The sequence below is a fragment of the Microbulbifer sp. CnH-101-G genome, from assembly GCF_052466775.1.
This window is the reverse complement of sequence record NZ_CP174292.1, coordinates 329136-352168: the sequence shown is the minus strand read 5'-3', so window position 1 is coordinate 352168 and position 23033 is coordinate 329136. Positions and strand designations below refer to the sequence as shown.

The window sequence follows — 23033 nt, the reverse complement described above, 5'->3', positions numbered from 1 at the left end:
GGGCTTTATGCCCGCTTTTTTATTCGAACCACAATACTTTTATCGAACTGGCACAAACTCTCTCTTCCTGTATAGCTACGTATTTGCAACCATCACCTTCCAACAATATTATTCTGCGTTAACTTAATTAAAAATCCTCACATAGGCGGCGCCTAACAACAAAGAAACGGTACTAGTACGTTTTGGCAAAAATTTAGCCAAACTTTCTAATCGCCCCAAGCTTTCAACATCGGAGGTGAAAGTGAGCATTAAAGTTTTAAAAGAAATATTAATTGCGAAGGGAAAAGCAGACTCTTACTCTGACGGTCAAACACCCATAGATCTATGGAGAGCTCTGAACAAAAAATCAGACCAAGGTGTCTTCGACTTTATAGAAAAAGGTTTCATTCTGTCTAATGGACGTCCTAGACCAGCAGATATCACCATAGAATACCGCGATGGGACAGAGTGGGTTTGCATAAAGGATCGTCCCAGGGGACTCAGCACTTTTGATAAACCAGGCTTACCAAAAGGCAAAAACTGGGAGTACTACAAAATTCCTGCAGGGACAGTTTTGCCAGAAGGAATTGCAATTGTAAAAGATGAATATAATACCAGGTTTGAGGCAACACACTATACGATAGCCCCAGCCTACGACATGCCTCTGAATCAATTTAAGAATAAGTTAAAAATACTAGAAAAATCCTTAATTAAGGAAGCTATATAATGGAAGTACCTAATACCTGGGCACCACTACTAATTTCTGCTGTTAGAGATGCCGTTTTGTATCAAGAAGGCCTTTTAAGAAGTGAGACCATAGGCGACAAGACAGATTATGAGGAGCACCACTTACAGCTGACTCAATTCCTAGAGTTCCTTAAAGAGGAATATAAAGTGATTGAAAAGGAAACAGGTATACCCTTAGAAAAACTATTATAAAGCTTTTCTTCAGGGTGGCTTCAAACCACCCTGAAGCATATTAAGCTAAACAAATATATCCACACCACTTACTACCCATAGCTGTATAGGATATCCCCATAAAAAAAGTAATAATACAGGCATTTCTGCCTGTACTGAGTAGTTAGCTTTAGCACATCCCCGCTTCAGCAAGTCACACAAGATTCCACGGGGAATTTTTAACTACTTAAGGCAATTCGGGATCTCTGAAGTACCTGGCCACACTGTAGAAAGGTAGCTACTAGAATCTTTAGTCACATTAAATATCATAGTGCCGCCACCCAGATTATTATTTTCATTACAGGAAGCTAACGCACTTGCAGCGGAAGCGCTATTCATCACAGTGGAAGCTCCAACACCTAGCTTAGATTTATCAACACCCAGATTGATATACTTCTGGGTTCTGGAAGTACAACTTGAGCCCAACCAATAGCTCATCTCCCAGCCATAGGTTAGTTGATCGCCCAGTTTCTTGCCATTCCATTCAGCTTGAAAAGCATCGGTATCACTCCAGAGTGCTTTGGAAATGATTTTATTCGGCATTTTCTCTCGCAATGCACTAGTCACTTTTACCAGGGAGTCAGAATAGGTTTGGCTGCACTGTGAGTACTCATCATCAATATCAATACCATCCAGACCATATTGATCCACTGCATCTTTCAACTGCTGCGAAAAGTCATCTGCGGATTGCTCATCGGCAAAACAAGACCAACCTGCATTTTGGTGATTTCCGAGAACGCTGAGTACCACTTTCGTACCCTTGTCTTGCAAGTCTTGTACTGTACTCAAATTGTTATTGAGCAAGTCTGACACTTGGTCATTAAAATGCAGTACAGCTTTCTGACCATCATAATTAATATTTGCCGCAAAGATCACAGCTATATCGAACAACTGGCTGCCATCACTCTCTGTAAAGCAGCCTGCATTGCCCAGGTTATTACTATTAACTTCTACGTAAGCAACTTTGGGAGCAGATCCATTTTCTTGAGGAATATCAGATTTACACAGGGTGGAGCCCAGCTGACGGATTTCATTCTTGCGTGAACCACACCCATAGCCACTGCCATCCATGGAGGCATTATCGGCAAGGTTTGCAATTTCCCAATCCCCCAGAACAGAGCACAGCTCATCTTTATAAATTTGTGCCTCAAGATAGGTAACCGGGTCTGCATCGGACGAACAACTGCTTCCACTAACAACATGTGGTGCTGAAGGTTCAGACTTACATAGTGTCTTGGACATTTGTCGACTTTCATTGTCCGTCAATTGGCAATTGTCACCCAGGTGCTCTATTGAAGCCCCTCCTGATAGACCGACAAGATCACCACTATTGAGAAGACCACAAAATTCATCAGGATAATCAAGCGCTTCAGAATAGCTTACTTTGGTAGCATCAGAAGGACATACGTCTGAACTGACCACTTCAATACCTGCGTAGGCACCAGCCTGAAATAAAAAGGTGGCACAAGCAGCTTGCATTGCTCTAAGTGTTGGTTGTTTCATATCTATGCTCATTTTTTATTATGTAGTTATGTGAATTGTACAATCTAACCTCTAAAGTCAAAAATGGTGTAGTGCGTTTGCTCTACAACCAATACTACGATCAACGAGGTGTTAGAATTTATAGTTTGCACCAATATAAAATCGGCGCCCAGAGTAGTTGTTGTATGTCATCCGATTTTCCTGTTTCCAATATCCCTCCGCCACTTCTTCAGTTAAATTGATAATAGAGGCAGAGATATTAAAGTTATCAGTGAAGGTATAGGTTGCATTCAGATCCAACTGTCCGTAGTCCTTATCGTATACCGCATACCCACGATGTAAACTTGTAACCCTGTCATCCACCCAATTATAGGAGGCACGAACACCGAAATTTTCATTCTCATAAAATGCAGATAAATTATATTGGTGTCTCGCGGTACCAGGTATCTCAGCTTCGATTGACGCATTAGCAAGAATGATGGTGGAAGTGCCGGTATCGGTGAATGTATAGTTGGCCATAAGACCGAAGCCACTTTCGAAAGCATGCTGGGCAAACAACTCCACCCCTCTAGAAGTTGCGTTTCCTCCCCCTATCTGCCCCTTCATTTCCACTTCAATAGGGCCATTACAACAATCGTGCTCACGCTCAACAATTTCAGTTACTTGGATTGGCAGATTGTCAATATCTTTGTCAAATAAAGTTACACCCAATGCAGAACCATCGGCGTGATACCACTCTAGGCCCAGATCGAACTGCTTGGAGATCATGGCCTCCAGATCCGTATTGGCAAAGGTGCCACTTCCTCGCCCCGTCCAATCATCTGGAGAAATAATATGAACTGGTGGACCATAAGTTTCAGCCTGCCCCAAATAAGCGTAACTCACCCTTGACATGGCTTTAGAGGCTGTAAATCGTATTACCAGATCATCAGTTAGATCCCAGGCAACATTCAAACTTGGCAAAAATTCTTTTGTGGTATTACTGCGGGAGTTAGCAATAACTTCATCCGATTCCATTCCAGTAATATCATCATACGTTTCTGTAGATAATTTTGTGCTGACATAGCGAACCCCCAAGTTTCCGCGGAAGTCTCGCCATATAAAATCAGCCTGGGCATAGGTTGAGAATATTTCTTCATCAATTGTATAAGTGCCAGATAACACTGGCATAACAGTGAGGTTGAAGTTTTCACGCACATAGTCCATCAAGGCATCGGTATCAAATGCCAGATAATCAATGGCACCTGTATTACCAGCACTATTATCAACTACCTTATCGCTAATTAAAGTTGAAGTATCTGGGTGGTAATCAGGATTGTGGAACCATTGATCGCCAGGTAACCAACCTCGGTAACCGCCATTGTCATCAGTCTCGTCATCCCAGCGATAGATATCTCTATAGGATCTAGCCTCATGATCCCTATACTTTGTGCCCACATAAAACTTATTAACAATTCCCCAGTTAGTATCAAATGCCAAATCTAGCTGATAGTAACTCTCTTCATCGCTATTTTCCGTAGCATCTGAGCCAAACCAGTCATAGTAGGGATAAGCTTCAGTATCTTTTGTGAGATCTGTGGAAACTTCATAGCTCGGCTTACCATCTGCAATTGACCAAAGCCAGCTATCCACGGAACCATAACGAGCATCCATATTAGCGTATGTGAGTTCAGAAGTTCCCCCCTCTGCTTCTGTATGCCCAACATTTATAGCCGCGGTATAAAAGCCCCCTTCATAGATAACTTCAATATCATAAGTATTAGATTCCGATTCACCCTTGCGGGTATAGCCGGTCAGCTGGGGAGACATCAAACCACGGTATACGTCTACACCGCCATTTACATCTCCATCGCCCCAGTTATTTTCATTAAGGTCACCATTGTCGTTAAAACCATAGGTGACGACTGTATCTCCATCCACTTCAATGCCATAGTATGCATCGTCATGATCATTCCATTCCGCAAATGTCAGGCTTTGAGTATTAGTGTCATAGCCAAGCTTGGAACCGAAATAAGCAAAACCAAACTCTAGGCGTTCAGTGGGTCGCCACTGTGCGGCAAGCTGGTATCCATCACGGGTTCGGTCTTCCTTGGAGTTGTGAATACTGACCTGCGTGGGCGCCCACACATTGTTGAAAACTTCTTCTGTGGTCTGATCAACAAGAGCTGACAAATCTGCATTTTCATCAGTATCTGAGTGCAAACGCCAGCCGCTAGCATAATTGGTAACTCCGGTTACGCCACGGTCCTGGCTGGTGTACCCCACTAAAATACCAAAAGTTTCGCTCTCATTTTTCCAGGAGTAGAAAGCATTATATTGTGGGTCCCACTCTTCGGTAGTATCTGAATAAGTCGCCTCTGTGGTGATTACACCTTGTCCAGCATCAAGATCAAGAGGTTTGTGGCTATGTAGGATAACGGTACCACCGACACCACCTTCATCAATTCTTGCCTCGGGGCTTTTATAAACCTCTGCCCTACTGATCATACTGGAGGGAAGTAATAAGTAGTTAAAATTTCTGGAAGGAGCTCCACTACCAGAAGTAGCAATGTAATTTCCATTTAATTGGGTGAGAGTCCACTCTGAGCTGGTTCCCCGAATACTAACCGTGCTACCTTCACCACCACTGCGATCGATAGTGACACCAGGCACACGCTGGAGAGAATCAGCTACATTTTTATCGGGGAACTTACCAATATCTTCTGCAGTAATAGCATCTACTACAGCTAGGGAATCTCGTTTGATTTCAAGGTTTTTGGTAGCACTCTCAAGAATTCCAATGACTTGAACTTCTTCAATTCTCTCATCAGAGTCCGAAGTATCTTCCGCGATCGCCATACTACTTACGACCAGCGAGATAGCAGTAACCATAGACTTCTGCGTGAAACCTCTGCTCCAGGTATTAACCCTTTTTCGGCTATTCTTCTTCATTATTTTCATAGCATCCCAACTTTCTGTTTTTTCTCTCACCGGTTCAAAAAATGCCAGCCCCTTTCAAAGGGCTGGCGTAAAACTGTCAGGGGACCCTAAACCCCAAAAAGACAGTTCATTTGTTGAGCACTAAAACCCTAAAAAAAAACCTTGATGGAGAGGTAATCAATACTGGGATACTAATGAAACAAAATCGGCGTTTTGGATTCTTAAGAAAAAACAAGCAGTCGCAGAAAGCCAAAAACGAATCGACTAACTACCTATTTTAAGGAATAAAATCCCAAGTCAAACTCGGGTCTAGAATTTCCGGAAATGAATGAAATGGGCGGCTGTCAACTCATCGGGGGAAGTTAACACACAACTCTCTCTAAGGTAGCTGAGGACACTCAGCTTGTTCGGTGTTTATATATTGGACTGAACTTCACTACGATAATTTGCTGGAAGCTGTCCAAACATGCCTTTGAAGTGTCTACTGAAGTAACTATGAGATGTAAAGCCAACCCGATAAGCAATTTCAGATATTGGGCTTTGTGTTTCCACCAGCATACGACGAGAGTTCTCTAATCTGACTTCCCGAACGAATTGCATGGGTGTTTTATCCAGATATTTTTTGAAACGCCGCTCTAATGCACTAACCGATAAACTCGCGACCTCTGCCAAATCTTCAACCGCAATTGGCTGACTATAGTTATTTTTTATGTATTCAACTGGCCTTTTAAGTTTATCCATTCTAGAGAGAGTCTTAACCGTTTCTTTAAGGTCTCGTGCTACACCATAGGTTCCTATAATCTCTCCATTGGCACTCTTTAATGGGCGCTTTGATGTCGTAAACCAAACTAACTCGCCTGTTTTACCAATATTTAATTCCAGACGATCTGTAATCGTCTCTCCTGACATCACCCTTTTGTCATCACGTATATAGTTTTTAGCGAGATATGAAGGGGAAAAATCCATATCTGAACGGCCAACTACCTGATGTAATGACCTGCAGCCGACATGCTCAATAAATTCCCGGTTACAATGCACCACATAGCCGGATTCATCTTTTACCCAGAAAATAATATCTGATATAAGGTCAAAGACCGCAATGATCTGCTGCGTAGAGACCTGTTCCAAGACTGATTGATACTTCATTATTCTTATTTACATTTTGTATAAAACTGGAATATAGCTGAGCTTACTGACTAACCTCTTAAAAATTAACAAACTCAATAAGTTTTTCTAATCAAGACACTAAAAGTATCAAAATGCCCCCTCTCGACACTCACCCCGCACTTCTCCCCCATATGGGGAGATAATTCGCTCAATTTCAAAATAACCACGCTCGCAGAAACCGGTTTCCATCAACTTCTGCTCCAAAGCCCAATCGAAGTAAGCCTCTACCCGACGACTCGACGGGCCGCCGCTCTCCATTGGCCCTCTCGGCATACGGGACTGCGCACTGGAACCTGCCACAACTGGCGCAGGGATATCACGCTGCTTTCCCTTTAACGTAAAAGTAAAACGCTTGGCGCCATTGGGAGCAATTTCTGTCTCGAAGGATTCCTTCATTCCTGGTATCGGGCTGTTACTGGTACAGCCTGTCAATATCAGGGCAATTGCCAAGCCCCCAAATAGTCGTATTGGGGAAAATGAGGAGTTAAATTTATTTTTATTCAGCACAGCAAGCCCTCTTGGCTCATCAATAGCTTCCATAAAAGGCTATTAGCCTCAGGAGACTTTATCAATTATTTGAATACCACGGTTTTATTGCCATGGATAAATACCCGCTCCTGCAACAGTAACTGCAGTGCGCGAGACAAAACCAACTTTTCCACATCGCGGCCCGCATCCGCCATGGACTCCGCCGAATAGGCATGATCCACATGTATTACATCCTGCTCAATAATCGGCCCCTCATCCAGATCATCGGTCACGAAGTGAGCGGTAGCGCCGATAATTTTCACACCGCGCTCATAGGCCTGCTGATAGGGTTTGGCCCCGATAAAGGCCGGCAGGAAGGAGTGGTGAATATTGATAATTCGACCAGCATAACGGGCGACAAACTCCGGGGTGAGTACCCGCATATACTTGGCCAGTACCAGGTAATCCGGGTTGTAGTCATCTACCAGGGAAGCCACTTTTTCCTCGTGTGCACTGCGCTTCAGGTCTTGTGCCGGTACACAGTGAAAGGGAATATCAAACTTCTCTACCAACCCGCCCAGATCTGGATGGTTGCCAATCACCGCGGCGATCTCTACATCCAGTGCGCCCGAATAGCACTTCATGAGGATGTCCCCCAGGCAATGGGATTCTCGTGTCACCATCAGCACCAGGCGCTTGCGTTCGGTGGATACCAGGCGCCGCTCGGCCCCCTGTGGCAGGGCCATATCCAAGTCTTCCAGGAAGGTCGTGTCATTGAAGATGCCTTCGAGGGCAGTGCGCATAAAAAAACGGCCTTCGGCGCGGTCTACAAACTCATCATTCTTGACGATATTGAGCTGGTGCTTGTAGCAAATATTGGTAATCTTCGCGATCAGACCCTTATCATCGGGGCAGTCGGTTAGCAGTATCTTCTTTTCCATGGTCGAATTTCAGGCCAAATATCCAGAGTTCAGACTATACACTATGCCGTCTAATCGATTCAGCGATCCATTCCGGGGAGAACATGGATAAAAACCTTTACGCAGATCATATGGCCACCCTGTGCCGCCGCTACGATGAAATATTGGAGTCCTGCGGCTTCGATACCCTGAATGTATTCAGCGGTGCACCCAGGATGCAGTTTCTGGATGACAACTCCTACCCTTTTAAAGTCAATCCCCAGTTCAAGGCCTTGGTACCGATCACCGACAACCCCAACAGCTGGGTGATCTACAGGCGTGGGCAGAAGCCCAAGCTATTGTTCTACCGCCCCGTGGACTTCTGGCACTATGTCCCGCCCGCGCCACAGACCTTCTGGAGTGAGCTCTACGATATCGAGCTGTTGAGTAAGCCAGCAGGTGCTCGGGAATTCCTAAACGCGGATAACGCCGCCTTCATTGGCGAGGACGACAGATTCCAGGACTGGCCACTCGGCGAGATCAACCCCGAAACCCTGATCAACCGTCTACATTGGGCGCGCGCCTACAAGACCCCTTATGAAGTCGCCTGCCTGCGCGAGGCCAATCGCATTGCGGTGGCAGGGCATCAGGCCGCCGAACTGGCTTTTCGCGGCGGTGCCAGCGAGTTCGAGATCAACCAGGCCTACTTGAGTGCTACCGGCCAGGGCGAGAACACCATGCCCTACGGCAATATCGTGGCCCTTAACGAACACGCGGCGATACTGCACTACACGCACCTCTCCACCCAACGCCTGCCCGGCACAGAGTTAAAAACCTTTCTGATAGACGCCGGGGCCGATTGCAATGGTTATTGTGCGGATATCACCCGCACCTATAGCTATGCCGACAGCGAGTTCGCTCAGCTGGTGGCAGCGATGGATGAAAAGCAGCTGCAACTGGTGGACGGCCTCAAGCCCGGTCTGCCCTACCCGGATCTACACCGCCAGTGCCATCTGAAAGTCGGCGAGCTGCTGGCCCAGTTCAAAATCATCAAGACTTCTGCAGAGAGTGCGGTGGAGTCCGGGTTAACCCGGCCATTTATGCCTCATGGTCTGGGCCATTTCCTCGGCCTGCAGGTCCATGATGTGGGTGGTCACCAGAGTGGCCCCGATGGCGGTACCACACCCCCACCTGCGGAGTACCCTTTCCTGCGCACCAGCCGCACTATTGAAGAAAACCAAGTATTTACGATTGAGCCGGGGCTCTACTTTATCGATAGTCTGCTGGCGGAATTGAAAGCCTCCTCCCTTGCCAGTGAACTTAACTGGAATAAGGTTGAAGAGTTCCGCCCCTACGGCGGCGTGCGTATTGAGGACAATATTGTGGTGGGTGCCAAAGCGAATGAGAACCTCACTCGCGCCTGCGAAGCGGAGCATTAATGCCATAGGTAAATGATACTCTAACTCGCTCTCGCCAAGAGCAAGGCAATCTGGCAGGCTTTGTTGTCTTCCAGGTTGCCGGACTTCTTCAAGCTCTCCCACATCCTTAACAAGTAAAATAAAAAACCACTGAGATTTATCCCAACGCCCTGTCGCCCTGATTCATCCTTCTGCCGAAATTACTCAAAAAGCGATCACCCACTGTACTGCTATCTCTTGCCTGAATAGAAAAAAACAGCCAACCTCCCCTGCGCAAAAACAACAAGAAAGGTTCGTCCTATGAAAAAGTCCAGGCTAGCAACACTGGTCGCCGTAGCGGTATTCGCCACTGCCAATTACGCCTATGCAAAATCGATCGAATATATCTTTTACGATAAAGAGGGTATCGCCGGCAGCGAGGTAATCGAACAAAAGGGCTCGAAAATTTCCGGGGAATTAAAGCTCGGTTGGAATAACCGCCGACTCAACCTAAAGGAGAGCTTCACGGTCGGCGCTGCCAAAATGCCCGAGCAGGTCCACATTGAAGGTATCAGCCCCTTTGGCGCGCCAGTCAATGAAGAATTTACACTGAAAGATGGTGTGGCCACTTGGCAGGGCACCGATGAACACGGCAGTGCAAAAACTTCCGAAGCGCAATTTTATATTCCCAAAAACTCGACCCTGGCCGTACAAACCCAGCTGGTAAAAGCGCTACTTGCAGATAAGGATCACAGCATTGGCTTGCTACCCCAAGGACAAGCCCAGCTACACAAACTGGATCAGCTCACTCTTGAGCAGGGCGATGAGAAAAAAACCGTGCATCTCTACGGTGTGAGTGGCCTGGGTTTTACTCCAAACCTGGCCTGGTACGATGAATCCGGTGATCTGTTTGCCGCCGATGAAGGAGGCTGGTTCGCCATACTGCGCAAAGGCTGGGATAAATCCCACCTGCTACAACTCAAAGAACGCCAGGTTGCCGCTTCCGACCAGTATTTACTGGATATCGCCGAAAAGCACACCCATACCTCTGCCCAGCCGATCCTGATTAGCAACGTCAACCTGGTGGATGTGGAAGCGGGCAAACTGCGCAAGCGTCGCCACCTACTGGTAGAAAACGGCAAAATCACCAAGATTAGCCGCCGCCCAATTAAGGCCCAAAACGCCACCCGTATCGATGCCAAGGGCCACACCCTGATTCCCGGGCTGTGGGATATGCACGCACACCTGTCACCCACCGATGGTGCCCTGAATATGGCCGCCGGTATTATTAATGTGCGCGATATCGGTAATACCCACGAAAATATTATGCGCATCTCCGGCCTGTATGAGTCCGAACAGATTATCGGCGGTGACCTGTTCCGTGCGGGCTTTATGGACCGGGAAAGTGAAAATGCCATGCGCATGGGCAAAACGGCAGATAGCCTAGAAGAAGCCAAGGAAATTGTCGAGTGGTACGCGGAGCATGGCTACCAGCAGATAAAAACCTACAGTTCCATGGAACCCGAATGGATCGCTCCTTTAGCCAAACATATCCACGAAAACGGCATGCGCTTATCCGGGCATATCCCCGCCTTTATGACCGCAGAGGAAGCGGTGGATGCCGGCTTTGATGAAATCCAGCATATCAACATGCTGTTCCTCAATTTTATGGGCAAGATCGACACCCGTAAAAAACTGCGTTTTACCGAAATTGGTGAGCATGCCCACGAGCTGGACTTGGAAAGTGCAGAAGTTGGCGAATTCCTGGATAAACTCGCTGAAAAAGGCACAGTGGTAGATGCCACCACCACAGTATTTAGTTCTATGCTGCTGCGCCAACCTGGTAAAGTAGATCCAGAGTTTGAAGATATTGCCGGCCATTTACCGGTGAATATTCAGCGATCATTTGTCGGTGCCGAGCTGGATGTAAAACCGGAACACCGGGATGACTACGACCTCTCCGCCGATGCCCTGCTGAAAATGATGCGTAAACTGCATGAGCACAAGGTGACCATGGTAGCGGGTTCCGATGGTATTCCTGGATTTACCCTGTTACGCGAATTGGAGCTTTATGCCAAATCCGGTATTCCCGCAATGGATGTACTGCGCACTGCCACATTGGTGCCTGCCCAGGTAATGGGAGCCGATCAATATACTGGCAGTATCACCGTGGGTAAAAATGCAGACCTGGTTTTACTGGAAGGTAATCCGCTGGAAGATATCAGTGCACTGCGTCGCACCGCATTGGTTATTGAGGGGCAAAATCTCTATCGCCCCGATGAACTGTATCAAGCCCTGGGCATCAAGCCATTTCACCCCTCGGTGCCATTTGAATTAAATAGTAAAACTACCATTGCAGCCAAGTCTGAATAAAAAAACAAAACGGCAAGCAAAAAAAGAAAAGTAAAAACCGGCAGTCCAAAAGACTGCCGGTTTTTTTATCAACCAAATATTAGGCCAACTCGCTGCGCACAGTGCGCGCCGCTTCCACCATGTTCAATAGGGAGGAGCCCACTTCGGCCCAGCTGCGGGTTTTTAGGCCACAATCTGGGTTCACCCAAAGCCGCTGTATCGGCACTACTTCGGCAATTTTCTTCAGACGCTCAACCAGCTCCTCCCGCTCAGGCACATTAGGGGAGTGGATATCGTAAATTCCCGGCCCTATTTCATTGGGGTAACCGCCGTTCCTATCGGCAAAAGCACTGAGCAGACGCAAATCTGAGCGAGCTGATTCGATAGTAATGACATCCGCATCCAGGGAGACAATCGCCTCCATGATTGCATTGAAATTGCTATAACACATGTGGGTGTGAATCTGGGTTTCCGCTTTTACCTCGCTACAGGTAAAACGAAAACATCCCACCGCCCAGGCAAAATAATCAGCATGCTCGGATTCACGCAGGGGAACCCCCTCGCGCAGAGCCGGCTCATCAATCTGAATGATTCCTATACCCGCATTCTCAAGATCCAATACTTCCTGGCGTAATGCCTCGGCAATCTGCAAGCAACTTTCACTTCGGTGGATGTCCTCACGAGGGAAGGACCAGTTGAGAATCGTCACTGGACCTGTGAGCATGCCTTTTACCGGCCTTTGGGTCAGGCTCTGGGCATAGCGGCTCCACTCCACGGTCATAGCCTGTGGACGGGAGATATCACCGAAAATAATGGGCGGTTTTACACAGCGGGAACCGTAACTCTGTACCCAACCATTGCCAGTATGCACAAACCCCTGCAGCTGCTCGCCAAAATACTCCACCATATCGTTGCGCTCGGCTTCACCGTGTACCAACACGTCCAAGCCAAGAATTTCCTGGCGACGGATCGCCTCGGCAATCTCCGCACGCAAATGCTGGGTGTAATCCGACTCACTGATCTCACCTCTGCGATGCTGGCGGCGTACCTTGCGCAATAGGTCCGTTTGCGGGAAAGAACCGATCGTGGTGGTCGGCAACAGTGGTAACTGCCAGCGTTTTTCCTGCAGTACCGCGCGCTCTTGATAGCGTTGTGCCCGCCAGCTGTCCAGTAAGCGCTCAGTGACGGAGTTGCCGGCGATAGGACTCTCTACAGGAGTTGCCGTTGAGGAAACTGGCGTGGCCAATAGTTTTTGCAACTGGGCCAACTCCCCTAACTTCTGGCGACTAAAGGCGAGCTTTTGTTTTTGCTCAGCCGGTAACGATGTTTCGGTATCCAAGTCCACCGGGCTGTGCAGTAGTGAACAGCTGGCCGAAAGCCATAGGCGCTCGCCCAAACGATCCGCCAGAGGCTTTAGCTGTGAGTGCCACTTCTGCAAATCCGCTCGCCAAACATTGCGGCCATTCAGTACCCCCGCGGAAAGTACCTGATCTTCCCCAAGCAACTGCGCGGCTTCCGCAAGCTCCTCTGGCGCCCGTACGCAGTCAATGTGTACTCCCTCAACCGGCAGGGAAAAAGCCAACTGCAGGTTTTCCCGCAACGGGGAAAAATAGGTCGTCAGCAACAATTGCAAATTTGCCGTCTGGTTGAGCCGGGCATAGACATCGTGAAACGCACTGCGCCATTGCTCTGGCAGATCCAGGCCGAGAATCGGCTCATCAATTTGCACCCACTCCACCCCCAGGCTTTCAAACTGGGAAAGCAGCTCGTTATAGCAGGGCAATAGATTGGCGATCAAATCCAGAGCATCATCAACACCTCGCCCCAACCAGAGGTAAGTGAGCGGACCGATAACGACAGGCTTGACTCTATGCCCCTGGGACTGTGCTTCGCGTACTTCTTCTAGCAACCAATTACTATCCAGTGTAAAGGCTTGCTTCTCGTGAAGCTCCGGCACCAGGTAGTGGTAATTGGTGTCGAACCACTTGGTCATGGCACTCGCCGCCACCGGTTGGCCGGAGGGCGCGCGGCCGCGGGCCAGGCGAAAGTACTGGTCCAATTTATTGCTCGCAGCCCCTTCGGCAAAGCGCTCAGCAACCACACCAAACATCAGCGAATGATTGAGCACCTGGTCATACCAGGCAAAATCGCCAACCGTCACTAAATTGAGCCCCTCACTTGCCTGGGCCTGCCAGTTCTCCCGGCGAATATTCTCACCAACCTCCAATAGCCGCTGCTGAGATATTTCACCGCGCCAATAGGCTTCCTGAGCTTTCTTTAGTTCGCGATCAGCGCCGATGCGCGGATAACCGAGGACATGCGTTTGCACCATTTTCTATTTTCCCAAGTCCGTTCCTGTGAGAGGGGCCAAGCCCTTTTTTCCTGCCCACACATGTCGGCGCTGTCTGTATCTACCGATAGTGGCTTCACCACTTGTGAGGCTTAGGACTTGATTGTGTGCCTGCAATGTTATTCAATCAATTTCATATTTTTTGCCATAAACATGAATAATTTTAATGATGATAGAAATGCGCCATCTGCGCGCCCTCTCTGTTCTGCGTGAGACTGGCAGCCTGGTGCGCGCCGCTGAGCATCTACACCTGACCCAATCGGCCCTCTCCCACCTGTTCCGGGAAATGGAGGAGCGCCACAACCTGCCACTATTTGTGCGCAAGTCTCGCCCGCTGCGCTTTACCAGCGCCGGATTGCGCCTGCTGCAGCTGGCCGATGACATATTGCCGCGCGCGGCTCTAGCCCAGCGAGACTTGGCACGGCTGGCCTCCGGCCAGTCGGGGCGCTTGAATATCGCCATCGAATGCCACAGCTGCTACCAGTGGTTGATGCCGGCGTTGAATACTTATCGCGACGACTGGCCCGAGGTGGAGCTGGATCTGTGCAGTGGCTTTCACTTCGCACCGCTGCCAGCCCTTACCCGCGGTGACTTGGATCTGGTGGTCACCTCTAATCCAGACCGAGATTTGAAAGGCATCCACTATCAGCCACTCTTCAGCTTTGAGATGTGCCTGGCACTCAGCCGCAAACACCCCCTATTGCAAGATGATGCCAAGCGCCGCTGGGTGACTCCCGAGGAGCTGGCCGGAGAGGTGCAGATCACTTACCCGGTGGAGCGGGAGCGTCTGGATATTTTCCAGAATTTCCTGGAACCCGCCGGCGTCGAGCCCGCAGGTGTGCGCACGGCGGAGTTGACGGTTATGATGGTGCAGCTGGTGGCCAGTGGACGCGGTGTCTGCGCTCTGCCCAACTGGGCCCTGTACGAATATCTGCAAAAAGGATTTGTTGCGCAGCTGCGCCTGGGAGAAAAGGGGCTTTGGAGCACTCTGTATGCCGCCGTGCGCGAGGAGACGCTGGAGCAAGCCTATGCCACTGACTTTCTGCAGACCGCCCGGGATACCTGTTTTACCCATCTTAACGGGATTCGTGCGGCGAGTTGAGCGGGCTAGCCACTACTATCAGCAACAGATAACTGGAGCGGGTGCACACGCCCGCCGCCATTAATCGCCCGCTCTGGGTGCTGCTTTACAGGAGATGTTCTATGTCCACAACGAGTGATCGCTGGAATTCAGTGAGTAAGGGCCTGCATTGGCTATTTGTGATTCTACTACTAGCCGTATGGGGCGCCGTGGAGTTGCATGAGTTTTTTGAACGCGGCGACCCCATGCGCGGCTGGTTTATGCGTCTGCACTTCTCCCTCGGCGTGGGCATCCTGATGCTACTGGCCATCCGCCTCTACTGGAGGGCACGCCACAAGCGCCCACAGATCCAGGGCAACACCTGGCAAAAAGCCTTGTCCAGTCTCACCCATGGCGCACTCTATCTGGTGCTGCTGGCGATGCCCGTTTCCGGTATCGCGATGCGCCAGCTATTCGGTAGAGACACAGAGTTTTTTGGCCTTTTTGCCCTACCGCGCTTACTGGCTGAAAACTCGGATCTGGGCAAGCAGCTCGCTTTCCTACACAAGGATGTTCTGTGGCCGGCACTGTTGATATTGGTGGGACTGCATATTGCCGCCGCACTCTGGCACCACTTTGTAATGCGCGACAGTACCCTGACACGCATGCTACCGCAGCGCTAAACACAGCTGTCCTGGCCTTGCGGAATAAAAAAACGGCGCTTAAAGCGCCGTTTTTTACTTTGGGTATTTGCTGGGAAAAGATTACTCCCCACCATTATCCCGTTTGAACTTGGGCTTGCCCTTAGGTTTGCCCTGTGGCTTACCCTTTGGCTTACCCTTGGGTTTCCCTCTCGGCTTAACCGCGTCCTCATCGAAACGGGAAATCTTCATCGGCTTACCGGCCACCCGCACCTTCTTCAGGTGTTGGAGTATTTCCTTGGGCATACCTTCCGGGAGATCAACCGTAGTGAAATCCCCGTAGATCTCGATACGGCCGATATAGGAGCTTTCCAGATCCACCTCGTTGGCAATGGCACCGACGATACTGCCTGGGCGCACACCGTGCTCGCGCCCAACCTCGATACGGAAACGTTCTAAGCCCTCATCCGGTGACGGCATCTTGCGGTCTTTTTCATAACTATCTTTCTTGCGGCGACGACCTTCAAATTCATCATCCCGGTCGCGGCGCTCCCTTTCCCTGCGCGGTTTCGGTTCCTGCTCCTTGACCAGCAGCGGCTGGTCACCCTGGGCCATAGAAGCCAAAGCGGCGGCGACATCCAACGGGTCCACTTCATTCTGCGCGAGGAATTCCTCCACCAGCAGGCGGTAAGGCGCCAAGTCTGTCTGGCCTTCCAGGGTCGCAGTAATACGCTCGCGGAAGCGTTGCATGCGGGCACTGTTGACCATTTCTGCGCTGGGTAAATCCAGCTTTTCAATGGGCTTTTTGGTAGCCTTCTCAATAACGCGCAACATGCGACGCTCGCGCGGTGCCACAAACAAGATGGCATCGCCCTCGCGACCGGCGCGACCGGTACGGCCGATACGGTGAATATAAGCCTCGGTATCGTAAGGAATGTCGTAGTTGATCACATGGCTGATACGCTTCACATCCAAGCCACGCGCTGCCACATCGGTGGCGACAACGATATCGAGCTTGCCCTTCTTCAGCTTGTCAATCACCTGCTCACGCAGGTTCTGCGCCATATCACCATTCAGAGCGGCACTGGCAAAACCGCGGGCCGCTAACTTATCGGCCAACTCAACGGTGCTGTTTTTGGTGCGCACGAAAATAATCGTGGCATCCACCGGCTCCGCTTCAAGGATACGGGTAAGAGCATCCAGTTTGTGCAAACCGCCCACAGGCCAGTAGCGTTGACGGATAGTCTCTGCCGTCTCCTGCTTGACGCGGATTTTAACTTCAACCGGCTCCTGCAGGTGTTCTCGAGCTATCCGAGCAATCTCTTTAGGCATGGTGGCGGAGAACAGCGCAATCTGGCGTTCTTCAGGAATCTGCTCCAATACCCACTGAACATCGTCGATAAAGCCCATTCGTAGCATTTCATCGGCTTCATCCAGCACCAGGGTGCGCAGGTTGGAGAGGTCCAGGGAGCCGCGACGCATATGGTCCATCACTCGGCCGGGGGTACCCACCACCAGCTGCACGCCACGTTTCAATTGTTGAATCTGTCCACGATAGTCGGCGCCACCGTAAATCGGGGCCACGTGGAAGCCTTTAAGATTGGCGGCATAGGCCTGGCAGGCCTCGGCCACCTGGATAGCCAATTCGCGAGTCGGCGCCAGTACCAAAGCTTGAGGGCGGCGGTCTTTCAGGTCCAATTTGGACAGTAATGGCAGTGCGAAGGCGGCAGTTTTGCCGGTGCCGGTCTGGGCCTGGCCCAGCACATCGCGGTTCTCCAACAGGGAGGGGATTGTCTGTGCCTGAATCGGAGAGGGGGTCTCATAGCCTAGTTTTTCAATGGCAGTAAGGATTTCAGGCGGCAGGCCCAGCTGGTCGAAGCCGGCCGGTTTTGGGGTATCGGTCATTTCGGAATTCACTTGAAGCCAAAGTCCCTGTCGTGGGACCGGAGCGGTGGGTCAAAAGGTCGCGCAGTCTAACAGGTTAGGCGTTCCAGATCAGCCTGTTTTTTAAGCAGGCCTTCGAGAGCGCCATACCGACTAGAAGCTCATAGCATACCTAGAGGGTGAATATAGAAGAGAAAAGACCTGGAGGGGCAGTGGCCAAGTGAAAAAGATCACTCGGCGTTTACTTGGCATCAGTCTTGGCATCGGTTCCAGCAGGCTTTGATACAGGCAAAATAGAATTCTTTACACCCATTTCCTGAAAACGGTCACAGACGCCATCCACGGTAGATGTGATACCCCGGGAGAAACTACCATCCACTTGTGTGCGTTCATACAGGTAAGTATGAAAGCGCCGGAAAAAGGCGGTATCCACCGGTTCTGGCTGCTGCCAAAAATTGGTGAGGCTGCCCTGATGTGTCAAGCCCGGCAAGTCATATAAAGAGCGCCCCAGCACCTTGGTAGGCACCTTGTGAAGCAATGCGGAAATTCCCACAGTGCTATTGATTGTTACGACTCCCTTTGCATGATCCAACAGGGTGGGGAGATGCAGGTCATGACAATAAATGACCCGCCCACTAATCTGATAGCGGGCCTCTAATACACTAATCAGCTTTTGATAATGGCAAAAGCCTCGATCCATGGGGTGATGCTTGATGACAATGACTGTATCTTCGGGAGCGTTTCGCGCGAAAGATTTGCACACAACATCTATTGCATTCTCAATCGAGAGCAAGTCGGAATGTTTGCGTAGCTGAAAATCATCACAAGTCTGCAAAGGAAACAGGTAAAAGCGACCACTGAACTCTTCAGTCAGCTGTCGGATAAGGCCTCGCTCTGTAATCTTATAAAGCCCTTTACGATAAAAGCTTCTAAGCCAGCAAACACCTTCCTTTAGCCAACTGCGATTCCGGTGATGGCGATAACTGGAAAACTCTACTTGAGCAAGTCGCATCGCCACATAATATGCAGACGCAAAGTACGCTCGTCGCCAAAAAGTATGACCAACAGGCGACGCAGGGGTACGACCTCTCGGTAGATATTGATGTATTGCCTGCCTGGACCAGTTGGTAGAGGAAAAAGCATTAACCCCGCCCCACTCCATAGTGACAAAGTCGGGGCGCAGATAGCCTTCCTCAAAAACGATAAAGGCGACGCCCATGGATTGGCATACTTTCTTTGCGCTCTCATGGAGTCTACGGCAATCACCATAGGCAAAAACTGTATCAACCTTATGCTCAGAAAGATAACGACGGAAAAAGGCCGGCCAGTCACTCTCTCGACCAGTGAAATCCACCTGGGCGTTTCCCCAGCCAAAGAAGCGATCCCCCCCATTAAAGTTGATCTTATGGGTGACAACACCAAGCTGAGAGAGGCGTTTTGCCAGCCTGGCAAAAAATGGGCCATGCGGTCCCTGTAGAAATACTGCCACAGACATGAATAGGCCTACTCCAGAATCACCCTAATGGGTGCATTGAAACTTGATGAAGAAACATTACAGGGACAACCAGAAACTCACTATCTACAAACCACAAATTAAACCGTATTGGCATACATCACACAAAAACCAATCTGACCGTTTCAGTACCCCATAAATTTCCAAATAGAAAACAAACATTGGAGGTGTAGGCGCTAATTTAGATGCTTAAAGTGGCCATCAAAATACCTTACTGCAAATTTATCCATCAGGCGATGCCCTGAAAAGCCAACTTTAGAGACAACTTTGTGCGCTTGGTTTTTGAATCAAGTCCTTAGCGAACCTCCAAGCAAACTGGTACAAACTCAAAATTTATTCCAGTAATGGGATAAGGGGCAGACTTTATAAGGAACCTACAGAACAACATCAGCCTTCGCTTTATATAGCAGAGCAGAGCAGAAGGCTCTATAGGATTGCTCTAGGAAGGGAGTATGGCACACTTCACAGTCCGCCATTCTAGATGGCATAGGAAATAATGCCACGACAAGCGATTACACCAGGAAAGCTGAAAGCTAGACCTTAGCTTAACTGGTTAAATTATCAACAAGTAACGCAACAGCGTACAGGCAGAATGTGCTGTGACTTTATTATCTTCTAGTTAATGTCCCCTATCTTTTACTGTGAGATACGGGTGAAAGCTCTTTATAAAACTAATTTTTCCCCATTTCATTCGAGATTAATCAGATCCAACTATTTCGGAGACTTTGGAACATTCTGCACGAGTAAGGGCTCCAAAGTAATTCCTCTGCTCTCCCCCCTCAGTCTTCTGGCGATCAATCTTCATTAAAGCTTTCTTCCATACCCGCTCAAACAGCCACGCGGTGGATTTTGGAAAAGGGGTAAACAAAGGATTAAAAGGGTTATCCCGAGCCTGCATCCAAACTGTCATTCGGTGTGACTTTCGTAGTGCACGACCACGGCAGTGAAAACCGTAAACATTGCCAATTAAAAGGGTATTTTTCGGAACAGATAACTTCTTTACTTCATACCCCATTTTAACCAGCTCCTCAGTACTAACACGAAATGAGCCATCCCAGTAACGCCCTGGGGCACGGTCAGAACCTCTCTTACAAGCCTCCAGACTCTGCCGGTATTCCCACTTGAGGCGCTTCCATGTCAATCGATGGGAGCCGGGGGCATAGACAAATGAACCATTATCATCTGACGACTCATCCATATATAACCATGCCTTAACACATGGATGGAAGGTATCTGCATGTAAATCCCGTTGCGGGTCTGGGCGTGGGGTAACATTTGCGTGATTGCACAGATTTTCGATGTAAAAGAGTGGTGGCCGATTCTTTGAGGAGCAGTAGCGCATCAATCGATCCAATCCTTTATGTGTGTATAATTTTTGGAAATTCGGTGCTGTATTTCTCACCTCTGAATCCATAAAAATTCGCTGGGTAATAGTGGTCCCTTCGATAACCTCCCTTACTGGGGCCTTCAGCTCAAGCAGTTCTTGGGATAGACGCTCAAAATCCTCGCGAGAAAGAAAGTTTTTTTTAAGCAAATAGCCATTACGGATGAATTCACTTCGATCCTCTGAGGAGACCAAAGGAGATAACAGCAATAGACGAAACCGAAAAAGCAAGTGTGCCAGAATAACTCGAGTTACATGTAGTCCACAGCGATTCAAAAAATAGTTACCTAATATAGGGTTATTCTTAAAACTCTTACCCCAGCTCAATAACTCAAATATCCACTTCGGGACCTTCCAGGTTATTCCAATTACAGAACGCCGCATGCTTGCCCCCCAGCAAAAGTCTGTTTCAAACAGGCTATTTTCGCCCCAACATTAATAAATAAATGGTTCAGAACTATCTATCTTGGTTTCAAGTATTCGAAGATTCATTAACACCCATTAAAACAACAATGACAAAAAAAACGACAACACAGGATGTGGCACTGTTTAATATTTTAAGAACTGACTTCGATACCAACTAAATACCTTTAAAAAAACGCTCTCTTTTCGACCAACCTTGCGGGATTGCTGTAAAATCTCGATGGTAGTTTCCGCATTGATAAATTCACCGCTTCTGGGGTCCACATATACGGGGTAAAGAAGCAGTACGCCAGCTACTAGCTGATCCAGCTTAAGCTCTCTCTGCCGCCGAAGCTTGAAAGATTGAAGATCGAATGCCTTGAGCTCTCTATCAATAAGGAGTGTATCTTCTGTAAGCCCCCATCCTGCATAAAATGGCAGCCCATAAGTTACTACCTTGATTTCTCTCAACAAAGCCTCAAAACCGCATAGTGAGCTCATGGTATGCACTTCATCAACCTTATCCAGCAACAGGGAGATTTCCCCCCTCTCAATCAAAGTGTCATACAGAGATCCAGCAACTGCTGGCACTTCCCCCTTTCGTGCACCACAAACAACATCTGGATGGGGTTTATAGATGATATGAGCATCAGGATGCTTCGCCCTAACCTGTTGCAGCAAGGATAAATTATTTTTGAATACCGGTGAGCCACAGGCAATAGATGCATCACTCTCCACTTGACCAGGGATTAATATTATCTTTTTATCCCTGGGGAGATCTAACTCACAGGACAATTTTGCTCGACCAAGATTATATTTGGTCACCCTATTCTTTACTAACTGTTGCCTTAATTTTCTGGCCTGGGCCAAAATAGCCGGTGAGAATTTAGTACTATTTAAGAGAGTTTCCAGATCACTCGGATTATGGGCATCAAAGTAGATTCCACTGGAATCCATCACCAGAGAACTTGGAGTCACTAAATCAGCGCCCAAGCCTACCGAGCGTAAAAAACCATCTTCAATACGCCACAAATTCAATTGAGCTTGTTGACATTCCTCAACCAGAGAGTCATTAACCCGGCTGGCCCATACTAAAATATTAGCGCCAGGACTGGCCTTAGGCCTCTTATTGAGAGACCTCGAAAAAGCAACTCTAGACTTATCCCCTAAAAAATTAGGAATAAACCTACGCTTCCAAGGCGAAAACCCGACACCTACCCAAGTACCTTGAAAACGCTCCCACTGTCTTTTTTGTTCGACTATGAGAGCCAGTGCATCCTCAAATTCGCACTTACGGTTCGTGTAAGGGTTGATATAGCGGCAATAGCGAAGATAGGCCGCACAGAAAATTTCTGTCAGTGTTCTTTTTACATTACGTCTGTCAACAAACTGGCGATCTTTTGTTAGCCCCCAGCCAGAATAGAAAGGAACGCCGAAACAATGTACCTCTTTACCAGCAATTAGTGCATCAAAACCCAATTGACTGGTCACCACATAGACTTTATCAACACGATCGAACATCGACCAGGGGGATATATCCTGTCCGATAACTTTACAGCCTTGTTGCTCTGCAAGCGCCTGTAAATAACCGCGTTTTTTACCAGAAATAACATCCGGATGAATCTTGACAATTATTTCAGCCCCAGGATTTTCTGAAATAGCGCTTCGCAGCATTTGATGAAAATGACTTTCAGAAGCTAATCCTGCCCTTATCGATGTATCGCCGAAAGTCTGATCTACCACCAGAACTGCCGAGCGATTGTCTGCTATTTCCAAGGGCGTATCAAATGACTTGTTATATTTACACAACCGATGGGTTCGCAGGAGCCCAAGCCCTTTTTCTGCTCGACTTAGTTCTTCGGCAGTAAAGCCACTGGTTTTAATCAAGTTTTCAAGGTCACTGGGACGGGAGGCGTCATAGTAAATGCCAGTATAATCCACTACCAAACTATGGGCTTGAGCCCCCTCCACCCCTAGACCCAGGGAACGTAAAAAACCATCCTCTATACAGAAATAAGAAAGCCCGGCCCGTGAGGCAATTCTCTGTGCCTTAATCGCCGTATTCTTAAGCCCCCAGCCCACCATTTGCTTAATAGCTTCATTGGGTCTTGAAAGTACATATTGGCACTTAGTACCAAGCAATGGCTCCAAAATACGCATTCTGCGGAGCCCCAGGGAA

General features: G+C 48.6%; 16 protein-coding genes. 6 read left to right on the top strand and 10 right to left on the bottom strand.

Annotated elements, in window-relative coordinates; genetic code table 11:
• The first annotated feature begins 241 nt into the window (after positions 1–241).
• Together ACJJID_RS01760 and ACJJID_RS01755 are read left to right on the top strand one after the other, a co-directional pair.
• A complete protein-coding gene (locus ACJJID_RS01760; RefSeq protein ID WP_172975315.1) occupies positions 242–706 on the top strand; it encodes a Tse2 family ADP-ribosyltransferase toxin in 465 nt (154 codons plus the stop codon).
• Positions 706–918: a hypothetical protein gene (locus ACJJID_RS01755; RefSeq protein WP_152451865.1), complete on the top strand. Its 213-nt coding sequence runs from the start codon at positions 706–708 to the stop codon at positions 916–918. The genes ACJJID_RS01760 and ACJJID_RS01755 overlap by 1 nt, the downstream gene beginning before the upstream one ends.
• Before the next feature lie 201 nt (positions 919–1119).
• Here ACJJID_RS01755 and ACJJID_RS01750 read toward each other — a convergent pair whose 3' ends face one another.
• From ACJJID_RS01750 to purU, 5 genes are all read right to left on the bottom strand, one after another.
• Positions 1120–2439, bottom strand: a complete 1320-nt coding sequence (locus ACJJID_RS01750; RefSeq protein WP_444921223.1) for a glycosyl hydrolase family 18 protein — start codon at positions 2437–2439, stop codon at positions 1120–1122.
• 111 nt (positions 2440–2550) lie between these two features.
• The gene (locus ACJJID_RS01745; RefSeq protein ID WP_444921222.1) at positions 2551–5349 is read right to left on the bottom strand and encodes a TonB-dependent receptor; all 2799 of its coding nucleotides are present in this window, start codon (positions 5347–5349) and stop codon (positions 2551–2553) included.
• Between the two features lie 402 nt (positions 5350–5751).
• The gene (locus tag ACJJID_RS01740; protein WP_152451859.1) at positions 5752–6483 is read right to left on the bottom strand and encodes an AraC family transcriptional regulator; all 732 of its coding nucleotides are present in this window, start codon (positions 6481–6483) and stop codon (positions 5752–5754) included.
• 108 nt (positions 6484–6591) lie between these two features.
• The gene (locus tag ACJJID_RS01735; protein WP_444921221.1) at positions 6592–7011 is read right to left on the bottom strand and encodes a hypothetical protein; all 420 of its coding nucleotides are present in this window, start codon (positions 7009–7011) and stop codon (positions 6592–6594) included.
• Between the two features lie 65 nt (positions 7012–7076).
• On the bottom strand, positions 7077–7913 hold the full coding sequence (gene purU, locus ACJJID_RS01730) for a formyltetrahydrofolate deformylase (protein ID WP_444921220.1): 837 nt from the start codon (positions 7911–7913) through the stop codon (positions 7077–7079).
• Positions 7914–7996: 83 nt separating this feature from the next.
• Between purU and pepQ the strand changes: the two genes are divergently transcribed.
• Both pepQ and ACJJID_RS01720 read left to right on the top strand, forming a co-directional pair.
• Complete coding sequence (gene pepQ / locus ACJJID_RS01725; RefSeq protein ID WP_444921219.1) at positions 7997–9310, top strand: Xaa-Pro dipeptidase; 1314 nt, start codon at positions 7997–7999, stop codon at positions 9308–9310.
• Positions 9311–9589: 279 nt separating this feature from the next.
• Positions 9590–11641, top strand: a complete 2052-nt coding sequence (locus ACJJID_RS01720) for an amidohydrolase family protein (RefSeq protein ID WP_444921218.1) — start codon at positions 9590–9592, stop codon at positions 11639–11641.
• A gap of 79 nt (positions 11642–11720) precedes the next feature.
• Here ACJJID_RS01720 and metE read toward each other — a convergent pair whose 3' ends face one another.
• Entirely contained in the window at positions 11721–13952 is a 2232-nt protein-coding gene (metE, locus tag ACJJID_RS01715) for a 5-methyltetrahydropteroyltriglutamate--homocysteine S-methyltransferase (protein ID WP_444921217.1), read from the bottom strand.
• 184 nt (positions 13953–14136) lie between these two features.
• Between metE and ACJJID_RS01710 the strand changes: the two genes are divergently transcribed.
• Together ACJJID_RS01710 and ACJJID_RS01705 are read left to right on the top strand one after the other, a co-directional pair.
• The gene (locus ACJJID_RS01710; protein WP_444921216.1) at positions 14137–15072 is read left to right on the top strand and encodes a LysR family transcriptional regulator; all 936 of its coding nucleotides are present in this window, start codon (positions 14137–14139) and stop codon (positions 15070–15072) included.
• A gap of 101 nt (positions 15073–15173) precedes the next feature.
• A complete protein-coding gene (locus ACJJID_RS01705; RefSeq protein WP_444921215.1) occupies positions 15174–15713 on the top strand; it encodes a cytochrome b in 540 nt (179 codons plus the stop codon).
• An 81-nt stretch (positions 15714–15794) separates the two neighbouring features.
• Here ACJJID_RS01705 and ACJJID_RS01700 read toward each other — a convergent pair whose 3' ends face one another.
• The 4 genes from ACJJID_RS01700 to ACJJID_RS01685 form a co-directional block, all read right to left on the bottom strand.
• Positions 15795–17576, bottom strand: a complete 1782-nt coding sequence (locus tag ACJJID_RS01700) for a DEAD/DEAH box helicase (RefSeq protein ID WP_152451841.1) — start codon at positions 17574–17576, stop codon at positions 15795–15797.
• Between the two features lie 220 nt (positions 17577–17796).
• The gene (locus tag ACJJID_RS01695) at positions 17797–19050 is read right to left on the bottom strand and encodes a capsule biosynthesis protein (RefSeq protein WP_444921214.1); all 1254 of its coding nucleotides are present in this window, start codon (positions 19048–19050) and stop codon (positions 17797–17799) included.
• Between the two features lie 715 nt (positions 19051–19765).
• A complete protein-coding gene (locus ACJJID_RS01690; protein ID WP_444921213.1) occupies positions 19766–20836 on the bottom strand; it encodes a phytanoyl-CoA dioxygenase family protein in 1071 nt (356 codons plus the stop codon).
• A gap of 165 nt (positions 20837–21001) precedes the next feature.
• Positions 21002–23014 carry a capsular polysaccharide biosynthesis protein gene (locus ACJJID_RS01685; RefSeq protein ID WP_444921212.1) on the bottom strand — a complete coding sequence of 671 codons (2013 nt, stop codon included), beginning with the start codon at positions 23012–23014 and terminating at the stop codon, positions 21002–21004.
• Positions 23015–23033: the final 19 nt, after the last annotated feature.

What these genes read in the sequence shown, in the direction of transcription:
- ACJJID_RS01745 (WP_444921222.1), bottom strand. Translation starts at nt 5,349, where the DNA reads ATGAAGAAGAATAGCCGAAAAAGGGTTAATACCTGGAGCAGAGGTTTC.
- ACJJID_RS01755 (WP_152451865.1), top strand. Translation starts at nt 706, where the DNA reads ATGGAAGTACCTAATACCTGGGCACCACTACTAATTTCTGCTGTTAGA.
- metE (WP_444921217.1), bottom strand. Translation starts at nt 13,952, where the DNA reads ATGGTGCAAACGCATGTCCTCGGTTATCCGCGCATCGGCGCTGATCGC.
- ACJJID_RS01710 (WP_444921216.1), top strand. Translation starts at nt 14,137, where the DNA reads ATGATGATAGAAATGCGCCATCTGCGCGCCCTCTCTGTTCTGCGTGAG.
- ACJJID_RS01720 (WP_444921218.1), top strand. Translation starts at nt 9,590, where the DNA reads ATGAAAAAGTCCAGGCTAGCAACACTGGTCGCCGTAGCGGTATTCGCC.
- ACJJID_RS01750 (WP_444921223.1), bottom strand. Translation starts at nt 2,439, where the DNA reads ATGAAACAACCAACACTTAGAGCAATGCAAGCTGCTTGTGCCACCTTT.
- ACJJID_RS01695 (WP_444921214.1), bottom strand. Translation starts at nt 19,050, where the DNA reads ATGTCTGTGGCAGTATTTCTACAGGGACCGCATGGCCCATTTTTTGCC.
- purU (WP_444921220.1), bottom strand. Translation starts at nt 7,913, where the DNA reads ATGGAAAAGAAGATACTGCTAACCGACTGCCCCGATGATAAGGGTCTG.
- ACJJID_RS01685 (WP_444921212.1), bottom strand. Translation starts at nt 23,014, where the DNA reads ATGCGTATTTTGGAGCCATTGCTTGGTACTAAGTGCCAATATGTACTT.
- pepQ (WP_444921219.1), top strand. Translation starts at nt 7,997, where the DNA reads ATGGATAAAAACCTTTACGCAGATCATATGGCCACCCTGTGCCGCCGC.
- ACJJID_RS01690 (WP_444921213.1), bottom strand. Translation starts at nt 20,836, where the DNA reads ATGCGGCGTTCTGTAATTGGAATAACCTGGAAGGTCCCGAAGTGGATA.
- ACJJID_RS01705 (WP_444921215.1), top strand. Translation starts at nt 15,174, where the DNA reads ATGTCCACAACGAGTGATCGCTGGAATTCAGTGAGTAAGGGCCTGCAT.
- ACJJID_RS01740 (WP_152451859.1), bottom strand. Translation starts at nt 6,483, where the DNA reads ATGAAGTATCAATCAGTCTTGGAACAGGTCTCTACGCAGCAGATCATT.
- ACJJID_RS01700 (WP_152451841.1), bottom strand. Translation starts at nt 17,576, where the DNA reads ATGACCGATACCCCAAAACCGGCCGGCTTCGACCAGCTGGGCCTGCCG.